This is a genomic window from Cupriavidus sp. C1SS-2L, assembly GCF_057073735.1.
This window is the reverse complement of record NZ_CP172708.1, coordinates 1,013,657-1,030,352: the sequence shown is the minus strand read 5'-3', so window position 1 is coordinate 1,030,352 and position 16,696 is coordinate 1,013,657. Positions and strand designations below refer to the sequence as shown.

19 protein-coding genes are annotated in these 16,696 nt (G+C 64.0%); 10 read left to right on the top strand and 9 right to left on the bottom strand.

Annotated features, from left to right (window positions below; translation table 11 throughout):
* Positions 1 to 58 precede the first annotated feature (58 nt).
* From ACIGJG_RS04760 to ACIGJG_RS04730, 7 genes are all read right to left on the bottom strand, one after another.
* Complete coding sequence (locus ACIGJG_RS04760) at positions 59 to 1,600, bottom strand: 2-isopropylmalate synthase (protein ID WP_011297136.1); 1,542 nt, start codon at positions 1,598 to 1,600, stop codon at positions 59 to 61.
* 314 nt (positions 1,601 to 1,914) lie between these two features.
* Positions 1,915 to 2,418 (bottom strand): peptidoglycan-binding protein LysM, encoded by a 504-nt coding sequence (lysM, locus tag ACIGJG_RS04755; RefSeq protein ID WP_011297135.1) that lies wholly within the window; start codon positions 2,416 to 2,418, stop codon positions 1,915 to 1,917.
* Positions 2,419 to 2,544: 126 nt separating this feature from the next.
* Positions 2,545 to 3,438, bottom strand: a complete 894-nt coding sequence (gene pssA, locus ACIGJG_RS04750; protein WP_011297134.1) for a CDP-diacylglycerol--serine O-phosphatidyltransferase — start codon at positions 3,436 to 3,438, stop codon at positions 2,545 to 2,547.
* Between the two features lie 25 nt (positions 3,439 to 3,463).
* Entirely contained in the window at positions 3,464 to 4,117 is a 654-nt protein-coding gene (locus ACIGJG_RS04745) for a phosphatidylserine decarboxylase (protein ID WP_011297133.1), read from the bottom strand.
* Positions 4,118 to 4,363: 246 nt separating this feature from the next.
* Positions 4,364 to 5,380 (bottom strand): ketol-acid reductoisomerase, encoded by a 1,017-nt coding sequence (ilvC, locus tag ACIGJG_RS04740; RefSeq protein WP_011297132.1) that lies wholly within the window; start codon positions 5,378 to 5,380, stop codon positions 4,364 to 4,366.
* Positions 5,381 to 5,505: 125 nt separating this feature from the next.
* Positions 5,506 to 5,997, bottom strand: a complete 492-nt coding sequence (ilvN, locus tag ACIGJG_RS04735) for an acetolactate synthase small subunit (RefSeq protein ID WP_010809144.1) — start codon at positions 5,995 to 5,997, stop codon at positions 5,506 to 5,508.
* Complete coding sequence (locus ACIGJG_RS04730) at positions 5,998 to 7,761, bottom strand: acetolactate synthase 3 catalytic subunit (RefSeq protein ID WP_140952704.1); 1,764 nt, start codon at positions 7,759 to 7,761, stop codon at positions 5,998 to 6,000.
* Positions 7,762 to 8,107: 346 nt separating this feature from the next.
* Here ACIGJG_RS04730 and ACIGJG_RS04725 point away from each other — a divergent pair, with 346 nt between their 5' ends.
* The 10 genes from ACIGJG_RS04725 (at position 8,108) to ACIGJG_RS04680 (ending at position 15,595) form a co-directional block, all read left to right on the top strand.
* Positions 8,108 to 8,674, top strand: coding sequence for an RNA polymerase sigma factor (locus tag ACIGJG_RS04725; protein WP_011297130.1), 567 nt, complete (start codon positions 8,108 to 8,110; stop codon positions 8,672 to 8,674).
* Positions 8,671 to 9,105 (top strand): DUF3619 family protein, encoded by a 435-nt coding sequence (locus ACIGJG_RS04720; RefSeq protein WP_011297129.1) that lies wholly within the window; start codon positions 8,671 to 8,673, stop codon positions 9,103 to 9,105. The genes ACIGJG_RS04725 and ACIGJG_RS04720 overlap by 4 nt, the downstream gene beginning before the upstream one ends.
* Positions 9,106 to 9,107: 2 nt before the next feature.
* On the top strand, positions 9,108 to 9,869 hold the full coding sequence (locus ACIGJG_RS04715; RefSeq protein ID WP_011297128.1) for a DUF3106 domain-containing protein: 762 nt from the start codon (positions 9,108 to 9,110) through the stop codon (positions 9,867 to 9,869).
* 116 nt (positions 9,870 to 9,985) lie between these two features.
* Positions 9,986 to 10,534, top strand: coding sequence for an RDD family protein (locus tag ACIGJG_RS04710; RefSeq protein WP_483672828.1), 549 nt, complete (start codon positions 9,986 to 9,988; stop codon positions 10,532 to 10,534).
* A complete protein-coding gene (locus ACIGJG_RS04705; protein WP_483672827.1) occupies positions 10,531 to 11,505 on the top strand; it encodes an esterase/lipase family protein in 975 nt (324 codons plus the stop codon). The genes ACIGJG_RS04710 and ACIGJG_RS04705 overlap by 4 nt, the downstream gene beginning before the upstream one ends.
* 116 nt (positions 11,506 to 11,621) lie before the next feature.
* Positions 11,622 to 12,620 (top strand): UDP-2,3-diacylglucosamine diphosphatase, encoded by a 999-nt coding sequence (locus ACIGJG_RS04700; protein ID WP_483672826.1) that lies wholly within the window; start codon positions 11,622 to 11,624, stop codon positions 12,618 to 12,620.
* Positions 12,621 to 12,676: 56 nt separating this feature from the next.
* Positions 12,677 to 13,804, top strand: coding sequence for a glycosyltransferase family 4 protein (locus ACIGJG_RS04695; RefSeq protein WP_483672825.1), 1,128 nt, complete (start codon positions 12,677 to 12,679; stop codon positions 13,802 to 13,804).
* Positions 13,731 to 14,216 (top strand): diacylglycerol kinase, encoded by a 486-nt coding sequence (locus ACIGJG_RS04690; protein ID WP_011297123.1) that lies wholly within the window; start codon positions 13,731 to 13,733, stop codon positions 14,214 to 14,216. The genes ACIGJG_RS04695 and ACIGJG_RS04690 overlap by 74 nt, the downstream gene beginning before the upstream one ends.
* 90 nt (positions 14,217 to 14,306) lie before the next feature.
* Positions 14,307 to 15,014, top strand: coding sequence for a TetR/AcrR family transcriptional regulator (locus tag ACIGJG_RS04685; protein ID WP_011297122.1), 708 nt, complete (start codon positions 14,307 to 14,309; stop codon positions 15,012 to 15,014).
* On the top strand, positions 15,011 to 15,595 hold the full coding sequence (locus ACIGJG_RS04680) for an LOG family protein (protein WP_011297121.1): 585 nt from the start codon (positions 15,011 to 15,013) through the stop codon (positions 15,593 to 15,595). Before ACIGJG_RS04685 ends, ACIGJG_RS04680 begins: the two co-directional genes overlap by 4 nt.
* Before the next feature lie 28 nt (positions 15,596 to 15,623).
* Here the strand turns inward: ACIGJG_RS04680 and ACIGJG_RS04675 are convergent, their stop codons facing one another.
* Together ACIGJG_RS04675 and ACIGJG_RS04670 are read right to left on the bottom strand one after the other, a co-directional pair.
* Complete coding sequence (locus ACIGJG_RS04675) at positions 15,624 to 16,229, bottom strand: DUF924 family protein (RefSeq protein ID WP_483672823.1); 606 nt, start codon at positions 16,227 to 16,229, stop codon at positions 15,624 to 15,626.
* Positions 16,230 to 16,263: 34 nt separating this feature from the next.
* Positions 16,264 to 16,683, bottom strand: coding sequence for a group II truncated hemoglobin (locus ACIGJG_RS04670; RefSeq protein WP_011297119.1), 420 nt, complete (start codon positions 16,681 to 16,683; stop codon positions 16,264 to 16,266).
* Positions 16,684 to 16,696 lie beyond the last annotated feature (13 nt).

Genomic DNA, 16,696 nt, shown 5'->3' with positions numbered 1-16,696 from the left:
GCTCTTCGCCGCAGGCGCCACCCGGATTACGAGTGGCGCCACGATGCGGGTCTGAAAATCAGATCTGCGGATTGATCTTTTGCACGGCCTTGTCGTGCAGCTTGTTCAGGGCGGCCAGGTAGGCCTTTGCCGAAGCTGCAACGATGTCCGGATCGGTACCGACGCCATTGACGATGCGGCCGGCCTTGGACAGACGCACCGTCACTTCGCCCTGCGCCTCGGTGCCGCCCGTGATGGCGTTCACCGAATACAGCACCATCTCCGCGCCGCTGTTCACCTGCGATTCGATCGCATGCAGCGTAGCGTCGACCGGACCGTTGCCCTCGCCTTCACCGGAATGCTCCTGGCCGTCCATGTTGAACACGACGCGGGCATGCGGACGCTCGCCGGTTTCCGAGCGCTGCGACAGCGAAATGAAGCGATAGTGCTCATTGGCGTCGTGCTGGGCCTCGTTCGAAACGATGGCCATGATGTCCTCATCGAAGATCTCGGCCTTCTGGTCGGCGAGTTCCTTGAAGCGGCCGAACGCGGCGTTGACTTCAGCCTCGCTTTCGAGCTCGACGCCCAGTTCCTGCAGGCGCTGCTTGAATGCATTGCGGCCCGACAGCTTGCCCAGCACGATCTTGTTGGCGGTCCAGCCTACATCCTCCGCGCGCATGATCTCGTAGGTGTCGCGCGCCTTCAGGACGCCATCCTGGTGGATGCCCGATGCATGCGCGAACGCGTTGGCACCAACCACGGCCTTGTTCGGCTGCACCACGAAACCGGTGATCTGCGACACCAGCTTCGAGGCTGGCACGATCTGCGAGGTGTCGACACCGACATCGAGATTGAAGTAGTCGCGGCGGGTCTTCACGGCCATCACGACTTCTTCAAGGCTGGTGTTGCCGGCGCGCTCGCCGAGACCGTTGATCGTGCATTCGATCTGGCGCGCGCCGCCGAGCTTCACCGCGGCCAGCGAGTTCGCCACGGCCATGCCGAGGTCGTTGTGGCAGTGCACGGACCACACAGCCTTGTCCGAGTTCGGAATGCGCTCGCGCACCGAGCGGATCAGGTCGGCGTAGCCTTCCGGCACCGCATAGCCCACGGTGTCCGGAAGGTTGATGGTGGTCGCGCCCTCGGCGATCACGCCTTCGAGCACGCGGCACAGGAAGTCCATGTCGGAGCGGCTGCCGTCTTCCGGCGAGAACTCGATATCGTCCGTGAACTGGCGCGCGAAGCGCACGGCCAGGCGGGCCTGCTCATAGACCTGGTCCGGCGTCATGCGCAGCTTCTTCTCCATGTGCAGCGCCGACGTGGCGATGAACGTGTGGATACGGAACGAGTTGGCCGGCTTGAGGGCCTCGGCGGCACGCGCGATGTCCTTGTCGTTGGCACGGGCCAGCGAGCAGATCGTGGAATCCTTCACGACCTGGGCGATCGAGCGAATGGCTTCGTAGTCGCCGTTGGAGCTTGCCGCAAAGCCCGCTTCGATCACATCGACCTTCAGGCGCTCCAGTTGCTTCGCAATGCGGATCTTCTCCTCGCGCGTCATCGAGGCGCCGGGCGACTGCTCGCCATCGCGCAAGGTGGTATCGAAAATGATGAGTTTGTCAGACATTGTGGAGCTCCTGGGCTTTATCGTGTGCTGTCCCCGCCATCGTGCCGCCGGGTACCGCCTGTTCCACGCATTCGCTGCGAGTGAATGCAAAACGCCCCGGCGTGCATCGATGCAGGCCGGGGCGTTGGAAAATTCCTTGATGATTCCGCGCTAAGGTATGGATTGCCTCAGCGCGCGCGCGTCCCGACCTGATGGCCTAGTAGGCCACCTAGCGTGGTGTGGGCGAGTAGGGCTTGGCGCGAAATCATGGCAGGGAATATAGCGGAGTTGCCGCCCCCGTGCAAGATGGGCATTTCCCGGACGCAGCAGCGATCTCAGCCCTTCGGCGGAATCCGCAGCTTCTGGCCCGGATAGATCTTGTCCGGATGGGACAGCATCGGCGTGTTGGCTTCGAAGATGCGGTTGTATTCGGCGCCGTTGCCGTAGGCCGCTTGCGAGATGGCCCACAGGGTGTCGCCCTTGACCACCGTGTGCCACTGCGACTCGGTCGATTCCACGTTGACCGACATCTTGTCCTCGACCTTGTCGACGCCTTCGACGTTGCCGCAGCACAGGATGATCTTTTCCCGCGTGGCCTGGTCCGGCGCCACGCCGAACACGGTCACCAGGCCCTGCGAGCCGTCCACTTGCACCATCAACCCGGTGGCATCGAGACCCATCTTCTTGACGTACGCCTCGATGGCGTCGCCAGCCGCGCGGTTTGCTGCATCGACCTTTTCCGTCGATGCATCGGCCGCGGCGGCCTCTTGCGCGGCCTTGGCCTCGCCGGTGCCGAACAGCTTTTCCCCCGCTTCCTTGATGAAGTCGAACATGCCCATGACATCCTCCTGACGGTGAGTGAAAAAGACAGAATGCATGCCACGGTTGCGACCGTGGCAAGCCGGATCCGGAACAGCCGGCGAAAAGCACGAAGGGCGCCGGAGCGCCCTTCCCTGCCACAACGCTCAGTGCGAGCCGTTATCGCGCACTTTCTTTGCCACTCCCGGCTGGCCGTGGATGGCACGCCAGCCCCACAGCACGTAACCGGAAATCGCATACGCGACAAAGAGCGCAAACAGCGCCACCGGCGGATCCGTCGACACCAGCACGAACAGCACAAGAACGAGCACCATCATGCCAAACGGCACGCGGTAGCGGACATCCAGCGCCTTGCCGCTGTAGAACGGTGCGTTCGACACCATCGATAGCCCCGCGTACAGCGTGATACCGAAGGCCACCCACGGCATCCACAGCTCCTTGACGGGGAGCTTGTTGTCGATGACCAGCCAGACAAAGCCGGCCACCAATGCGGCAGCGGCCGGGCTAGGAAGTCCCTGGAAAAAGCGCTTGTCGACGACACCGATATTGGCGTTGAAGCGCGCGAGCCGCAGCGCCGCGCACGTGCAGTACACAAAGGCGGCGATCCAGCCCCACTTGCCCAGGTCGTGCAGAATCCATTCGTACATCACCAGGGCCGGCGCCACGCCGAACGATGTCATGTCCGACAGCGAATCGTACTGTTCGCCAAACGCGCTCTGCGTGTTGGTGATGCGTGCCACGCGTCCATCCATGCCGTCGAGCACCATGGCTGCGAAGATGGCGATAGCCGCCACGTCGAAGCGCATGTTCATGGCCTGCACGATCGCGAAGAAGCCGGCGAACAGCGCAGCCGTGGTGAACGCATTGGGCAGCAGGTAGATGCCGCGCCGGCGCGGCCGCTGGTAGACGATGTCATGGTCGTCGTCGACGGCATCGTCATCCAGGTCGTCTGTGCCGCGCAGCTGGTTATGACGGAACGGACGCAGATGCGTCACGTTTCCGCTGTTGGCCCGCTTGTTGCGGCGGTGAAAGGCAACCATTACAGCGCTCCTGTCTGGTTGTCGCTTACTTGACTTCGTCCAGCTCGGCAAGGATCGTCGACGATGCCGACACCTTTTCGCCGATGGTGACGCGCGGGCGCGCGCTCACGGGCAGGTAGACGTCCACGCGCGAACCGAAGCGGATGAAGCCATAGCGCTGGCCGCGCGACAGGCTGTCGCCGACCTTCGTGTAGCACAGGATGCGGCGAGCCACCAGGCCGGCCACCTGCACCAGCGTCACGATTTGCCCGTCTGCGGCGCGACGGATCACCACCGCATTGCGTTCGTTTTCCACCGATGCCTTGTCCAGGTCAGCGTTGACGAACTTGCCCGGAAAATATTCGAGCTTCTCGACCTTGCCATCGACCGAGGCGCGGTTCGAATGCACATTGAACACGTTCATGAACACGCTGATCTTCAGCGCTTCACGGCCGGCATAGGGATCCTGCACCTTCTCGACGACAACGATCCGTCCGTCGGCAGGGGCCAGTACGGCATTCGGCTGTGCAGGAATCGGCCGCGGCGGATCGCGGAAAAACTGGAGCACGAACAACGTGATGATCCACAGCGGCAATGCCCACCAGAAGCCCGCACTGGCGTGTACCAGCAGCGAGATAAGAAAGGCGCCAGCCAGAAACGGCCAGCCTTCACGGGCGATCAGCGGATGAGGATAGTTCATGCAGTGCTTGGTTCGTTGAGAGGAAAAGGCACCATCGTGCACTCAGATGCAGATGCGGCCACTGCCGGGGGAATGGCGCCGACGCAGAGCAGGATAAGGCACGCTCTGTCCAAAGTCTGACAAGGATAACAAAAAGCCGTTCAGGCCCCGCCAATCCCTTCCCAATATAGAAGGCATCCACGAAACACTGAACGGCTTTGGCCGGCCACCAAGATGGGCGGCGCGGCCTTCACGCTGACGGGCAGCTTAGTTCTTCGACTGGTCGACCATCTTGTTCTTGGCGATCCACGGCATCATTGCGCGCAGCTTTTCGCCAACCACTTCGATCTGGTGCTCGGCATTCAGGCGACGGCGCGACGACAGGGTCGGAGCGCCAGCCTTGTTTTCCAGCAGGAAGCTCTTGGCGTATTCGCCGGTCTGGATGTCCTTCAGGCACTGCTTCATGGCCTTCTTGGTCTCTTCCGTCACGATGCGCGGGCCGGTGACGTACTCGCCGTATTCGGCGTTGTTCGAGATCGAGTAGTTCATGTTGGCGATGCCGCCTTCGTAGATCAGGTCGACGATCAGCTTCAGTTCGTGCAGGCACTCGAAGTAGGCCATTTCCGGCGCGTAGCCGGCTTCCACCAGCGTTTCGAAGCCAGCCTTGATCAGCTCGACGGTACCGCCGCACAGCACGGCCTGCTCGCCGAACAGGTCGGTTTCGGTTTCTTCGCGGAAGTTGGTTTCGATGATGCCGGCACGGCCGCCGCCGTTGGCGGTGGCGTACGACAGGGCGACGTCACGGGCAGAGCCCGACTTGTCCTGGTACACGGCGATCAGGTGCGGCACGCCGCCACCCTGGGTGTACGTGGCGCGCACGGTGTGGCCCGGGGCCTTCGGGGCGATCATGATGACGTCCACGTCTGCGCGCGGCACCACGGCACCGTAGTGCACGTTGAAGCCGTGGGCGAAGGCCAGCGCGGCGCCTGCCTTGATGTTGTCGTGAACTTCGTTCTTGTACACGTCGGCGATCTGCTCGTCCGGCAGCAGGATCATGACCACATCGGCACCCTTCACGGCCTCGGCCACTTCCTTCACTTGCAGGCCGGCGTTGACGGCCTTGTTCCACGACGCGCCGCTCTTGCGCAGGCCGACCGTCACGTTCACGCCCGAATCCTTCAGGTTCAGCGCGTGGGCATGGCCTTGCGAGCCGTAGCCGATGATGGTGACGTTCTTGCCCTTGATCAGGGAGAGGTCGGCGTCCTTGTCGTAAAACACTTTCATGATAATTCCTTCAGTCTCAATCTTTGTATGAGGAGGCGGCATCATCGGGCGCATCGTGTGCAACCGGATCGCGCCGCCCGGGGGGATACTGCTTAAGCGTTGGGATGCGTTGCCAAACGTCCTGGTCAGACCTTCAGGATGCGCTCGCCACGGCCGATGCCCGAGCCGCCCGTGCGGACGGTTTCGAGAATCGCAGTGCGGTCGATGGCATCGAGGAAGGCATCGAGCTTGACGCCGTTGCCGGTCAGTTCGATGGTGTAGGTCTTCTCGGTGACGTCGATGATGCGGCCGCGGAAGATGTCGGCGGTGCGCTTCATTTCCTCGCGCTCCTTGCCGACCGCGCGCACCTTCACAAGCATCAGCTCGCGCTCGATATGCGCGCCCTCGGTCAGGTCGACCACCTTGACCACTTCCACCAGGCGGTTCAGGTGCTTGGTGATCTGCTCGATCACGTCATCCGAACCGCTCGTGACGATCGTCATGCGCGACAGCGAGGCATCTTCGGTCGGCGCGACCGTCAGCGTCTCGATGTTATAGCCGCGGGCCGAGAACAGGCCCACCACGCGCGACAGCGCGCCCGGTTCGTTTTCCAGCAGGACCGAAATGATGTGTCGCATTTACAGGTCCTCCGCGCCGAGCAGCATTTCCGAAATGCCCTTGCCCGCCTGGACCATCGGCCAGACGTTTTCAGTGGGATCGGTCTGGAAGTCCAGGAACACGGTACGGTCCTTCAGGCGGAAGGCCTCGCGCAGCGCCGGCTCGACGTCGGACGTCTTTTCCACACGCATGCCGACGTGGCCATAGGCCTCAGCCAGTTTCACGAAGTCGGGCAGCGCATTCATGTAGGAATGCGAGTAGCGGTTGTCGTACTCGATTTCCTGCCACTGGCGCACCATGCCGAGGTAGCCGTTGTTGAGCGAGCAGATCTTGACGGGGGTGTCGTACTGCAGGCAGGTCGACAGTTCCTGGATACACATCTGGATCGAGCCCTCACCGGTGATGGTGACGACTTCCTTCTCCGGAAACGCCTTCTTGATGCCCATTGCGTACGGCAGGCCTACGCCCATCGTGCCCAAGCCGCCCGAGTTGATCCAGCGGCGCGGCTCGTTGAACTTGTAGAACTGCGCGGCCCACATCTGGTGCTGGCCGACGTCGGAGCAGATGAACGCATCGCCCTTGGTCAGTTCCCAGATCTTCTCGACTACGTATTGCGGCTTGATGATCTCGGAGCTGCGGTCGTACTTGAGGCAGTCCACCGAACGCCATTGCTCGATCTGCTCCCACCACTTGGCGAGCGCCTCGCGCTTGGGCTTGACGTCGCTGGCCTGCAGCTGCGCGATCAGTTCCTGCAGCACGTCCTTGACGTTGCCGACGATGGGGATATCCACCTTGACGCGCTTCGAGATCGACGACGGGTCGATATCGATATGGACGATCTTGCGCGCCTGCGAGGTGAAGTGCGACGGGTTGCCGATCACGCGGTCATCGAAACGCGCACCGATGGCAATCAGCACGTCGCAGTTCTGCATGGCCATGTTGGCTTCATACGTGCCGTGCATGCCAAGCATGCCGACGAACTGCTTGCTGGTGCCGGGGAACGAGCCCAGGCCCATCAGGGTGTTTGTGACCGGGTGGCCCGTGAGGGCCGCGAGCTGGCGCAGTTCCTCGCTGGCGTTGGCCAGCACCACGCCGCCGCCGGCGTAGATGTACGGACGCTCGGCGCCCTGCAGCAGCGCCACGGCCTTGCGGATCTGGCCCGAGTGGCCCTTGTTGACCGGGTTGTACGAGCGCATGTCAAGCGACTTCGGGTACTCGTACTTGCAGGTGTTGCGCGAAACATCCTTGGGGATGTCCACGACCACCGGGCCCGGACGGCCAGTCGAAGCAATGTAGAAGGCCTTCTTGATGGTCGAGGCGAGATCGCGCACGTCCTTCACCAGGAAGTTGTGCTTGACGATCGGGCGCGTAATCCCGACGGTGTCGCATTCCTGGAAGGCATCCTGGCCGATCGCGTGGGTCGGCACGTTGCCGGTGATCACCACCATCGGGATCGAATCGAGGTACGCGGTGGCAATGCCCGTGACGGCATTGGTCACGCCGGGACCCGAGGTCACCAGGGCGACGCCCACCTTGCCGGTTGCCCGTGCATAGCCGTCTGCGGCATGGACCGCGGCCTGCTCGTGGCGCACCAGGATGTGCTCGAATTTCTTTTGCTTGTGAAGCTCGTCGTAGATATACAGCACTGCGCCGCCGGGATAACCCCAGACGTATTCAACGCCTTCTTCGGCAAGTGCATGAACGAGGATTTCCGCACCGATCATTTCGGGTGCGGCAGATGAATTGCTGTCTGCGTGGGAGAATTCCGCGCTGGGCATGTTCATTTCAGTCCTTTGCAATTTTCGGCAAAAAATTGTTTGGATGCTCTCTGCCGGGCTTGTGGCACGGGTTCAAGCGGTGCGCGTCTGCATGAGAAGACCGCCTCATAAGCGGTCTGATGAGACAACCACTGATGTCGTGTGAACCGTCGATGATACTGCAATGCACCAGCGCGGTCTACGGTCTTTTTGTGTCGTCCCGACGGCATTTTGAAGACCGCATCTTGTATTAAGCGCAATACAGAAGTGGTCATGCCCGCTTGTTTTTTGCTAGCATCGCACCACTCCGAGGTGTGCGGCGAGCCGTTCGCAGCACATCCGCCAGCACAGAGATAATGTTTTCCCCGCCTGCATGGCTACCGACCAGGAACTGTCCGATTTTCTCGCCAGCGTCGAGCGGCGCGCCTTCAAGCAGGCGGTATTTGCCGTGCGCGACGACGAAGCTGCGCTGGACATTGTCCAGGACGCCATGATCAAGCTCGCGGAAAAATACGGCGACAAGAGCGCCGCCGAGCTGCCTCCGCTGTTCCAGCGCATCCTCCAGAACACCATTCACGACTGGTTCCGCCGCCAGAAAGTCCGCAATACCTGGATATCACTGTTTTCCTCGCTGCGCGACGAGCGCGACGGCGACGATAACGACCTGCTCGATACACTCGAGGCCGAAGCCGGCACGGAAATGGCCGAAAGCAGTGCCGACAAGGTCGAGCGGGCGCAGGTCATGGCGATCATCGAACAGGAAATCCAGCGACTGCCCACGCGTCAACGGGAGGCATTCCTGATGCGTTACTGGGAGGATATGGACGTCGCCGAAACCGCCGCGGTCATGGGGTGCTCAGAAGGCAGCGTCAAGACGCACTGTTCCCGTGCCACGCATACCCTGGCGCAAGCATTGCGCGCACGGGGGGTCCGACTATGAGCAGAAACGACAGAGAAATCCAGGAACTACGCTTCGCGCATGAGGTTCGCACTGCACTTGATGCGGCCACCGACGATTTGCCGGCCGACGTGACCGAACGGCTCGCGGCAGCTCGTCGCATGGCGCTGGCCCACAAGAAGGCCGAGGCACCTGTGCGCGTGCCGCAGTATGCGATGCCGGGTGGCCACACGCCCTCGTTCGATGACGAGGAAGACACGCCGCTGCACCGGATCGGCGGCTGGCTGCGACGCGGTGCGCTGGTCTGGACGCTGGTCGCGCTTGGCGCCGGCCTGTTCGGCATCTATCACTGGCAGCAGCAGAAACGAGTCGAGGAACTCGCGGACATCGACGCCGCGATGCTGCTCGACGACCTCCCGCCGACGGCGTACGCCGACCAGGGCTTCCACGTGTTCCTCAAGCGCGGGCAATAGACATGGCCCGTGCGAATTTCCGCCCCGACGCACCACGCCGCCGGCTGGGCACCTTGCTGCTGGCCGGTTTGTGCGCAGCTGCCGCCTGGTGCGCGGCACCGACCGACGCACTGGCCCAGGGTCCAGCGTCCGCAGGGCAAGCCGCACAGGCGGTGAATGCTCGCCCGGCATGGTCCGAACTGACCCCGGTCCAGCAACGCATCCTCGGCCCGCTGCAGCCTCTGTGGGACACACTTCCCGAACTGAATCGACGAAAATGGCTGCGGATTGCCGAGCGTTATCCGAAGTTCTCGCCCGATGAACAGGCGCGCCTGCAGACACGCATGACCGAATGGGTCAAGCTGACACCGCAGCAGCGCCGTCTGGCGCGGGAGAACTACCAGATCACGCGGTCGTTGCCAGCGCAAAAGAAGGCGGAAGCCTGGGACAAGTACCAGCAGCTGCCTGAAGAGCAGAAGAAGAATCTCGCCGCCGCGGAACGCGTACCGCGCCGCCCCGGCGCTGTCAGTGCACTGCCGAGCGGCAAGCGCCTTCCCGCCGACACCAGCCGCCAGATTCATCAGGACAAGAAGTCCGCGTCGATAGCAGCCAGGCCGGCGTCGGCGCCGGCTGCCAAGGCCAGCACCGCCGATGCGTCCGGGACGGCCCCGGCCGCAACGCCTGCAGCGCCCGTTCCGGCTGCGCCTGCGGCGCCACCAGCGGTCATGGACGGCGCCTCGGAAGCAGCTGCCGCCACACAGGCCGACACCACGATCCGGCAGTAAGGGCGCCAACGCGCCCACCAGACGGGCATTTGGCATAATCGCCGGATTCCGCACGTGGCCTTGCAGTGCCTGCCACGACCGGTACGCCTGAACCAAGGTCTCCCGATTTCCGCGCCATGCCAGCCGCCACCCTCGCTCCGTCGTCCGCCAACGCCCCCCTCCCGACCGCGCCATCGCTGCGCCGCCGCATCGCCTGCATGCTGTACGAAGGCGTGCTGCTGTTCGGGGTGCTGAGTGCGTCAACCGCGCTCTTCCTGCTGGTCCGCCCGGCGCTGCAGAAACTCGGCCTCGACAGCCCGTACGCGATCCAGGGCTGGAGCTTCGTGGTAATGGGCCTCTACTTCACTTGGTTCTGGCAGCGCAGCGGCCAGACGCTGGCGATGCAGACCTGGCGCATGCGCATCGAAACCGCTGCCGGAGTGCCGCCGCGCTGGCCACAGTCCGCGTTGCGCTACGTGCTGGCGTGGCTCTGGCTGCCGCCATCGGCCGCGCTGGGGCATGCGCTCGGGCTCCTCAAAGGGCCCTTCGTCGGCGTTCTGGGCGCCGGATTGCTGATCTGGATCCTGCTGGCCTGGCTCGATCCGCGCCGCCAGTTCCTGCACGACCGTATCGCGCGCACGCGCCTCGTTGACCTGCGGGTTGACCTGCGTACGCCGCGCCCATGACCCTGAGCGCCGCCGGCGCCCGCCGCGTGGCGGTGGCACTGCAGGCGGCCACAGCAGCCGGCATTGGCTGGCAACTGACGCAGCACGCTGGCTGGCACTGGCCTGCGGCACTGGCTGCAGGCGCAGTGACGGTGCTCGGCGGGCTTGCCATTGGCATCGCGATCGCATTCGCCACGACGCAGCACGGCATCGGCGTTTCTCGCCAACAGCGGCCTCCCAAACCCGCACCGATTGCGCGCAGCAAGCAATCGCTGCCGCTGTCCGAAGCCATGCGCTGCTTTGCCATGGAATACATCGCGGTATTCCGCATGTTCAACTGGCTGCAACCGTTCTGCTCACACCGCCGCTACGCGGCACCTGACGATTCCCTCGCCTCTGACCAGACGCCTGCCGTGCTCCTGGTGCATGGCTATGCCTGCAACCACGCGGTGTGGCTTGACCTGCAGCCCGCGCTGGCGGCGGCGGGCTACCGTTGCGAGGCGATCGACATGGAGCCGGTTCTCGGCGACATCGACGACTATGCCGGTGCTTTGCTGCAGCATATCGAGCAGCTCACAGCAACAACAGGAAACGCACCGCTGCTGGTGTGCCACAGCATGGGTGGACTGGTCGCGCGCGCGGCACTCGCGAAAGCCGAGCGTGGCGTCTGCGCCGGCATCGTCACGCTCGGCACACCGCATCATGGCTGCGCCCTGGCCCGCTTCGGCGCGGGGCGCAATGCATGGCAGATGCGCTGCGGCAGCCCTTGGCTAACGGCTCTGGGCGATGCCGAGACGCCTGCCCTGCGCGCACGCATGGTTTCCATCTTCAGCTGGCACGACTCCATCGCGGGGCCGCCGTGCACAAGCTGGCTGGATGGCGCAAAGCACATTCCGCTGGCGGGCATTGGCCACGTATCGCTGCTGCGCGATCCGCGCGCCGTCGCGGCCGTGGTGGAAGCGCTGTCCACGCTACGCAATATGGCGGCCTGACAGTACCGCCCGACGCTGTCGGATCCCGGCAACGTTTCATATGTCAGTCATGTTTCCGACACGTCTTCGTCACGGCGCGCTGGCTGAATGCAGCCATTGCCGTCAACGGGGCTGCCATGGTTCAAGCCATCCGATCCGCACTCGGAGTTCTGTCGGGATTCACGCTCAGGCTGCGCGGCAGCCCTGACCCCGAGCTTTCCCAGGTCTTGTCGCGTATCGCCGCGCTGGCGGCCTTCGTGCCGCCACCGGCCGAGCCCGCCGCCATCCCGCCGCTGATACCTCCCGCCGATGCCGGCCAGCACTTTCCTCCGGAGCCGCACCCGATCCAGCATTACCGCGCGATCTGGCTGTCAGATATCCATCTGGGCACCGCCGGCTGCCAGGCTGATTACCTGCTCGACTTCCTCAAGCACAACGAATCCGAACGGCTCTATCTGGTCGGCGACATCATCGACGGCTGGCAGCTCCGGCGTGGCTGGTACTGGCCGCAGCGCCACAACGACGTGGTGCAGAAGCTGCTGCGCAAGGCGCGCAAGGGCACCGAGGTCATTTACGTGCCTGGCAACCATGACGAAGTCGCGCGCCAGTTCGATGGCCTGGCGTTCGGCGACATCACAGTGCGAGAGGAAGCGGTGCACGTGACAGCAACGGGCAAGCGCTTGTGGGTCGTGCACGGTGACCTGTTCGATGGCGTGGTGCAGCACGCGCGCTGGCTCGCCTACCTCGGCGATTCGCTCTACACGGTGATACTGGCGATGAACCGCCATTTCAACCGCATCCGCGCGCGGCTCGGCTTCCCGTACTGGTCGCTGTCGCAATACCTGAAGCACCAAGTCAAGAACGCGGTGAACTACATCAGCTCGTTCGAGCATGCAATGGTCGACGAAGCGCGCCGGCGCGGCTGCGACGGCGTGGTCTGCGGCCACATCCACAAAGCCGAAATCCGCGAGGTGAACGGCCAGATCTACTGCAACGACGGCGACTGGGTGGAAAGCCTGTCCGCACTGGTCGAGACCATGGAAGGCGAGCTGAAGATCGTGTACTGGACCACGCTGCTCGACCCGCTCGAGGCCCGTCCGCGCAAGCGCCGGCGCGTTGCCGCCATCAGCGGTTGAGCGGCACGCCAAACCGCTACCCTCCCTAGAACGCGGCTACACATCGAGGAGCCCGCATGAAGATCCTGATCGTCACCGACGCCTGGGAACCGCAGGTCAACGGCGTGGTGCGCACGCTCAAGTCCACCCGCCGCGAGCTGGAAGCCATGGGCCATACGGTCGACATGATCACGCCGCTGGAATTCCGCACCCTGCCCTGCCCGACCTATCCCGAGATCCGCCTGTCGCTGATGCCCACGAGCCGTGTGGCAAAGCGCATTGACGACTTTGCGCCGGACGCCCTGCATATCGCCACAGAAGGCCCGCTCGGCCTGGCGGCGCGCCGCTACGCGCTGCGCCGGCGCATGCCATTCACCACGGCCTATCACACGCGCTTTCCGGAGTATGTGCACGCGCGCTTTGGCATTCCACTGTCGTGGACGTACCGCTTCCTGCGCTGGTTCCATGGCCAGGCACAGGCCGTGATGGCGCCCACCCCCGTGGTACTGGACGACCTGCAGCGCTATGGCATCGGCCACTGCGTGCTGTGGACGCGCGGCGTGGATCTCGACGTGTTCAAGACGCAGCGCGTCAACGTACTCAACACCGCGCATCCGATCTTCCTGTACGTTGGCCGAGTGGCCGTGGAAAAGAACGTGGAAGCCTTCCTGGCGCTGGACCTGCCGGGCTCCAAATGGGTGGTCGGCGACGGCCCGGCGCTGGCTTCGCTGCGCGCGCGCTACCCTGGCGCGAACTACCTCGGTGTGCTGAGCCAGCCAGAACTGGCCAGGGTGTATGCTTCGGCTGATGTCTTCGTGTTCCCGAGCCGCACCGACACCTTCGGGCTCGTACTGCTCGAAGCGCTGGCCAGCGGCCTGCCGGTGGCGGCCTATCCGGTCACCGGCCCGATCGACGTGCTTGGCGACAGCCCGGCCGGCGTGATGCATGAAGACTTGCATGAAGCCTGCCTGGAAGCGCTGCGCATCGACCGCGCCACCGCCCGCGCCCATGCCGAGCGGTTTTCGTGGCGCGCCGCCTCCGAGCAGTTCCTGGCGCACCTGCGTCCGCTTTCGGCCGGCGGCAGTACCGGCAGCGCGGGCGAGATGCCAACCCAACCAGCCTCGCACAACTATGTCGAAACCCACTCAGCCGCTGCCGTCCGACCCGCCGCTGCGGGCACAGGCACCTCGTCCGCCAAGCAGTGACTATTCGATCGAACAGAACCCGCACAAGGGCAACCGCGGCCTGGCCCGCGCCTGGCATGCCGCGCTGAATTCGCTGTCCGGCCTGCGCTACGCGGTGCTCGAAGAAAGCGCATTCCGCCAGGAACTGACGCTGGTGGCGATTCTCACGCCGTGCGCGTTCGTGCTGCCCGTCGGCACGGTCGAGCGCATCATGCTGCTGGGCACGCTGCTCGTGGTGCTGATGGTGGAATTGCTGAACTCGAGCGTCGAGGCGGCGATCGATCGCATCTCGCTGGAGCGGCACAGCTTGTCCAAGCGCGCCAAGGATTTCGGCAGCGCCGCGGTCATGCTGGCGCTGATCCTGTGCGGCGGCACGTGGATCGCCATTGCCGGGCCGCACGTGCTGCACTGGCTACGCCAGCTCGGGGGCTGAACGCTGGCGCCCCGGAAGGGCGGCCGGGGCAGGCAGGCCGATTGCTTATAATCGCTACCCTGCCCCGATTTACCGATCGCCCGGACGCCCATGGAACCCAAACCGCAAACCGGCCCCCGCCGCACCAGGGACCGCATCCTCGACGTCTCGCTGCGCCTGTTCAACGAAGTCGGCGAACCCAACGTCACCACGACCACCATTGCGGAGGCAATGGAGATCAGCCCCGGCAATCTCTACTACCACTTCCGCAACAAGGACGACATCATCAATTCCATCTTCGTGCTCTTCGAGCAGGAGATGGAACGCCGCCTGAAGCTGCCCGACGATCACAAGGCCACGCTGGACGAAAGCTGGGGCTACCTGCAGTACATGTCGGAGTTCCTGTGGAACTACCGCTTCCTGTACCGGGACATCAACGACCTGCTTGCGCGCAACCGCATGCTGGAGACCAACTTCAAGCGGATCGTCGAGCAGAAGAAGCGCTTTGCGCTGGAGATCTGCCGCCAGTTCATCGAAGATGGCGAGATGGAAGCCACGCCCGAGCAGGTGGAAGCGATTTGCACGAACATCGTCGTGATCGCCACGTACTGGCTGTCGTTCCAGTTCGTGCAGCGTCCGCGCCAGTACAACGACCCCGAGCAGATCCGCGGCTATCTGCACGGTTCCAGCTACCACATCTTCTCGATCCTGGCGCCGTACCTGCGCGGCCGTGCGCGCGATGCGTTCGACCAGCTCGCGCGCGACTACGCGGCGTCCAAGGCGGCCCAAGAAAACCAGTCAGACAAGGACAGGAAGTGAAATCCGTTTGCGTGTATTGCGGTTCCAGCCCCGGCAACCGCCCCGAATATGCCGACGCCGCATGTGCGCTCGGCAAGGCTCTCGTCGAAAACGGCATGTCGCTGGTCTACGGTGGCGGCAAGGTCGGCTTGATGGGCATCGTTGCCGATGCCGTGCTCGAGCATGGCGGCAGCGCCATCGGCATCATTCCCGACGCGCTGATGCAGAAGGAAGTCGGCCATCGCGGCCTGACCGAGTTGCATGTCGTGCGCAATATGCACGAGCGCAAGCAGATGATGGCCGACCGCGCCGATGCCTTCATCGCCATGCCCGGCGGCGTCGGCACCTTCGAGGAACTGTTCGAGACCTTCACATGGCTGCAGCTGGGCTACCACGCCAAGCCGGTCGGCCTGCTCAATGTGGCGGGCTTCTATGACGGCATGCTCGGCTTCATGTCGCATGCCGTGCAGGAAGGCTTCCTCAAGCAGGTGCATGCCGACCTGCTGCGCGTGGCCGACACGCCGGCCGCGCTGCTGGCAAAGCTGGCCGACGCGCCGCGCGTGCGTGTCGACAAGTGGCAGGAACACCGCGACGAGACCTGAGCAGCGTCTCCCAGGCCGGGCGCCGCGATCAGAACCGCGAGCCCGGCTCCTTCAGGAATGCCACTTCCTCCGGCGTGCTCTGCCGGCCCAGGATGGCATTCCGGTGCGGAAAGCGCCCGAAGCGCGCGATCACCGCGCGATGCTTTTCCGCCCATTCGACCACGTCGACCTTGCCGGCCGTCACATCGCGCAGCTGCGTCATGAGCCTCACACATTCGTCCTGGTCCTGAAGCGATTCCGAGTGTTCGAACGGCATGTAGCAGAACATGCGGTGAAAGCCCGTCGGCAGCTCCCGATCCATGCCGCCATCGACCATTCGCCGCGCCAGGTCGAGCGCCTGGGCATCGGTGGCGAAGCTGCGCGGATCGTTGCGGAACAGGTTGCGCGGGAACTGGTCGAGCAGCACCACGCGGGCGCACGCGCCTTCGTGCGTGGCGCACCAGTCCTCGCCCTCGTCGGGATCGCCCGAGTGCGCGGCTTCCCACAGCGTCAGGAAGCGCGTGCGGATGACGTCGTCGAGCGCAGCCGACTTGGTGAACCATTCCGGCCGAGCGATATTCCATTGCGGCGAGCCATGGTGGCCAAACCAGAATTCCAGCAGCTCATGGGCAGCTGCGGGCAATTTGTCTTGCATCGTCCCACCCTTTCTCGAAATGATCCGGGCCGCTTCAGCGGGCCACGTTGCGCATCCAGTCGGCGGTCTGGAAGAAGGCCTGCATCAGACGCATCTGCAGGTCCTCGGACAGGCCGACGTCCTGCATCGCCAGGGCCATGCAGCGCATCCACTGGTCGCGCTCGCTGATGCCGATCTCGAACGGCATATGGCGCGCGCGCAGGCGCGGATGGCCAAAGCGCTCGATGAAATGATTGGGGCCGCCCAGCCAGCCGCACAGGAACCAGAACAGCTTGTCGCGCGAGCCGTCCAGCGAAGCCGGATGCAGCGCACGCAGGCCCGCGAATTCGGGCTCCAGGTCCATCAGGTCGTAGAAGCGGTCCACCAGTTCGCGCACGCGCGCCTCGCCGCCGACCAGGTCGAAGGCGGTGACCTCGGTGCCGGCCTGGCCGGTGGATTCAGGTTCGGTATTCATTCAGATACTCGCA